This window comes from Bacillota bacterium (genome assembly GCA_040754675.1).
Classification (GTDB): domain Bacteria; phylum Bacillota; class Limnochordia; order Limnochordales; family Geochordaceae; genus Geochorda.
In genome coordinates this window covers 1-3,249 of record JBFMCJ010000463.1, presented here as the reverse complement: position 1 = coordinate 3,249, position 3,249 = coordinate 1, and the positions used below count along the sequence as shown (strand labels likewise).

General features: G+C 64.6%; 4 protein-coding genes. All 4 read right to left on the bottom strand.

What is annotated here, in order from left to right:
* Positions 1 to 165: 165 nt before the first annotated feature.
* From AB1609_19085 to AB1609_19070, 4 genes are read right to left on the bottom strand one after another with little or no spacing between them, the layout of a single operon-like run.
* The gene (locus AB1609_19085; GenBank protein MEW6048551.1) at positions 166 to 453 is read right to left on the bottom strand and encodes an ABC transporter permease; all 288 of its coding nucleotides are present in this window, start codon (positions 451 to 453) and stop codon (positions 166 to 168) included.
* A gap of 1 nt (position 454) precedes the next feature.
* Complete coding sequence (locus AB1609_19080; protein MEW6048550.1) at positions 455 to 592, bottom strand: hypothetical protein; 138 nt, start codon at positions 590 to 592, stop codon at positions 455 to 457.
* Between the two features lie 27 nt (positions 593 to 619).
* Positions 620 to 1,609 carry an ABC transporter permease gene (locus AB1609_19075; GenBank protein MEW6048549.1) on the bottom strand — a complete coding sequence of 330 codons (990 nt, stop codon included), beginning with the start codon at positions 1,607 to 1,609 and terminating at the stop codon, positions 620 to 622.
* Entirely contained in the window at positions 1,606 to 3,120 is a 1,515-nt protein-coding gene (locus tag AB1609_19070) for a sugar ABC transporter ATP-binding protein (protein MEW6048548.1), read from the bottom strand. The genes AB1609_19075 and AB1609_19070 overlap by 4 nt, the downstream gene beginning before the upstream one ends.
* Positions 3,121 to 3,249 lie beyond the last annotated feature (129 nt).

Here is a 3,249-nt window from a genome sequence, read left to right as displayed (position 1 = left end):
CACCGAGACCACCCCCTCCCAGCGCCACATCTTCCAGAGGCTGAACGTAAAGGAGCCGCCCCTGGTCCTCCTGGCCGAGCCCAGAAACTGACAGGTGTAGTTACACGCGGAGAAATTTCCAGCCGGAGAATCATTGGGAGAAGCCCGCCTACGCCTTACGTCTCCCTACAAACTGTCGAACTCGGGCTGCCCAACTGTCGAAGTTGCGTCTGACACCGCTACCTGGCCATCGTGCAGTCGTACCGGGAGGGAGGCAAGATAAAACAACGCCGGGAAGGTAGTCCCCAGGCACTCGATCTGAGCACGGATCTGGTTCTGCGTCCCCTGCCCTATGGCCACCAGCCCGATCACCACCGCCACCCCGATGGTGACCCCCAGCACCGTCAGGAACGACCGCAGCTTGTTGGCCATGATGCCCCCCAGGGCGAGCTTCACCGAGGAAAGCAGGTCCATCCTACGCCACCTTCTCGCCCCCGACCAGCACGCCGTCCCGGAGACTCAGCACCCTCCCTGCCCTCCGCGCCACCGCCATCTCGTGGGTCACCACCACCAGCGTACGCCCGGCGGCGTGCAGCCCGGCGAACAGGTCCATGTCTCCGCAGCCTGGTGGGGTGGGGTGCTAGCTCTCGCGGCGGGAGCGCGTCAGGGTGTCGAGCGCAACCGCGAACAGGATGACCGCGCCTTCGAAGACCCGCTGGTAAAAGGGCGAAACGTTGAGGATGTTAAAGCCGTTTGCCATGAGACGCATAAGGAGGACGCCGAACACGGTACGCCAGACAGCGCCCTCCCCACCCAGTATGCTGGTACCCCCGATCACCACCCTTGAAATGGCCTGCAGATCCACGAGGGGGCCGATGTCGGCCTGACCCTGGCTGATACGCGAGACCGTGATGAGCCCTGCGAGTGCCGCACTCAGACCATTGAGCCCGAATATCAGTGTCCTCACGCGGTCAACCCGTATACCGGAGAGGCGGGCAGCCTCTGCGTTGCCGCCGATTGCGTAAACGGCCCTCCCGAAGGTCGTCCTGGAAAGTAGTATCCAGGTGAACACTACCCACACTGCCAGCACGAAGATGGGGTACTTAATGCCCATGAAGCTCGCCTGGCCCAGAATCTTGAAAGAAGGACTGCTGACGATGATCAGCCGCCCCCCTGTCAGGATCATAGCCAGTCCCCTGATAATATAGCCGGTGGCGAGTGTGGCGATAAACGAGTGAGCCCGGAATCCTGCGATGATGGTCCCGTTGAGCAACCCGAACGTCAGACCGCAGAGGAGACCCAGCACCAGCCCCGCGCCTACGTGCCCCCCAGCCCCCAGGATGGCGGCGGCACACCCACTGAAGGCAAAGATCGCCCCCACCGAGAGGTCGAAGTTGCCACTGATGATGGCCAGGGTCATGGCACATGCGACGATCCCGACCTCCGCGGACTGGTCTACGATGTTGTGCAGGTTGCGGGGGGTTAGGAACGCTGGGGTGGAAAGCGAAAGGACCGCAAACAGCACCAGGAAGGCTAGGATGATCCCGTAGTTGCGAAGAATAGCGCGCAAGGATACCAGCCGCCGCTCACCTTTCCCGGTCGCCCCCGCTTGCCTCTCTTGCTCACTCACCGGTCAGCACCACCCTGATCTGCAGCAAAGATGGCCCGCATCACCCTGTCCTCCGCAGCAGTTGCGCCTGTGAACTCCCCGACGATCCGGCCCCGGCGCAGAGCGAGCACGCGGTGGGCCAGTCCGAGTACCTCACCCAGGTCAGAGGAGATCAGTACAACGGCCATGCCTCTTGCGGCTAGGGAATGGATCAGCCGGTATATGGCCCTCTTGGCACCCACATCCACCCCGGCGGTGGGCTCGTCCGCGATCAGCACGTCGGGCCGCCCGAAAAGCCACTTGGCAAACAGCACCTTCTGCTGGTTGCCTCCCGACAGGGACCTCGCTTCGACCCGCGGGTCCCGGGGCCTGACGTCGAGTTCCGCCAGCAACTGCTCCACTTGGTGGTGCTCTACGAGCGGCCTCACGAACGGTCCCCGCGCCACCAACCCGAGGTGAGGTAGCGAGACGTTCCACCCCACGGGCAGCTTCAGGATGAGCCCCTGGAGCTTACGGCTCTCGGGCAGCATGGCTATTCCGGCCCTTATCGCTTCCCGGGGGGAGCGCGGATTGACCGGCCGCCCGCGTACCCGGACGATGCCGGCCGTGCGCACGTCCGCCCCGAATATGGCCCGGGCGATCTCGGAACGTCCGCTCCCCACGAGCCCCGCCAGCCCCACGATCTCGCCCTCGCGGACGTGAAAGGTAATGTCCGAGAACACTCCCTCCCGCGTCAGTCCCTCCACCGAGAGCACAACCGGGGCCTCTTCCGGCGGGTACACCTTGTCCGGGAAGCCGAGCGCTACGTACCGGCCGAGCATGGCCTCCACCAGGCTTTCCAGCGTTTCGTCGGCCACCGGAGACGTCCTTATACACTGCCCGTTACGCAGCACCGTGACCCGGTCCGCGAGCGAGAGCACCTCCTGAAGGAAGTGCGAGACGTATATTATCGTGGTTCCGGCGGCCTTCAGCCTCCGTACCAGGGCGAACAGCTTCTGTGTCTCCTCGGCGGACAGGGCGGCGGTGGGCTCGTCCATGATGATGACGCGCGCGTTTCGGGCGACGGCCCTCAAGATCTCGACCTTCTTCTGCTCGGCCACGCGCAAGGAGAACACGAGGGCGTCCGGGGGGATGTACAGGCCGGAGGTAGCTACCAGATCCTCGTAGCGCCTGCGCATTTCGCGTTCTTGTACGAACCCCCGCCGGACGCTCTCGATGCCGAGGAAGACGTTCTCCATGACCGTGCGCTGGGGGACCAGCGTAACCTCCTGCGAGATCAGGGCGATGCCGTCCGCGAGCGCGTCGCGCGGGGAGCCGTAGGCGACCGGACGCCCCTCGACCAGGACCTGTCCGCTGTCTGGCCGGTACACCCCCCCGATGATCTTCCCCAGGGTTGACTTCCCCGCCCCGTTTTCGCCCACCAGGGCATGGATCGTCCCCCGCTCGATGGCGAGGGAGACGTCCTTAAGCGCCTCAACCCCGCCGAAGCGCTTGCTCACGGCCCGCAGGGTTACGATCGGCTGATCGCCCATGCCCGCCCAAGTCCCCCAGCGCCCTTCGAGTGAGCGCTACCACTGCGGCTGGAACTGGTTGATGTTCTCCGGCGTGATCACGGGGCCTTCCGCAGGTAGCGGAGGGCGCCTGTCCTCCAGGTTGATGAA

Coding starts and splice junctions, on each gene's coding strand:
- AB1609_19085 (MEW6048551.1), bottom strand. CDS start 453: ATGGACCTGCTTTCCTCGGTGAAGCTCGCCCTGGGGGGCATCATGGCC.
- AB1609_19080 (MEW6048550.1), bottom strand. CDS start 592: ATGGACCTGTTCGCCGGGCTGCACGCCGCCGGGCGTACGCTGGTGGTG.
- AB1609_19070 (MEW6048548.1), bottom strand. CDS start 3,120: ATGGGCGATCAGCCGATCGTAACCCTGCGGGCCGTGAGCAAGCGCTTC.